General features: G+C 72.8%; 1 protein-coding gene. It reads right to left on the reverse strand.

Annotated elements, in window-relative coordinates:
- The coding region (locus GCT19_RS42415) for a phosphopantetheine-binding protein (protein WP_152855127.1) at positions 1-662 on the reverse strand (662 nt) is incomplete at both ends.

Here is a 662-nt window from a genome sequence, read left to right on the forward strand (position 1 = left end):
CCAGCCCTCCGGGCACCGTGGCCACCACCCGGTCGATCTCCGCCTGGCTCAGCCCGATGAGCGGCAGCATCCCGGGGGTGATCGCCGTACTGTGCGCGGTAATCAGGTTGGCGGGGACCGCGACCTCCTGATGGCGCCCCACGCTGGCCGCCAGATCGGCCAGCACCGGCCGCGCGAACAGCGTGCGCACCTCCATCCCCAGCGAGCGCTGCCGCAGCCGCTCCATCAGTTGCACGGCCAGCAGCGAATGACCGCCCAGCTCGAAGAAGTGGTCATGCCGACCGACCCGCTCCAGACCCAGCAGCTCCGCCCACAGCTGCGCCAGCACCGTCTCGAGCTCCCCGCGCGGCGCCTCGTAGCCCCGCCGCGCATACGCATCGTCAGCCGGCGCGGGCAGTGCCTTGCGGTCGAGCTTGCCGTTCACCGTCAGCGGCAACTCCGCCAGCGGCACGAACGCCGCCGGCACCATGTAGTCCGGCAGCTGCCCCACCAGATGCGCGCGCAGCGTCGCCGCAAGCTGCGCTTCCTGCGCCTCCTCTGCGGCCACCACATACGCCACCAGCTGCGGCTCGCCGGCCCGCTCCTCGCGCGCCACCACCACCGCCTCGCGCACCCACGCATGTCCGCACAGGTGCGCGGCCACCTCGCCCGGCTCGATGCGA

Origin of the sequence: Paraburkholderia atlantica (genome assembly GCF_009362785.1) — a bacterium.
Classification (GTDB): domain Bacteria; phylum Pseudomonadota; class Gammaproteobacteria; order Burkholderiales; family Burkholderiaceae; genus Paraburkholderia; species Paraburkholderia atlantica.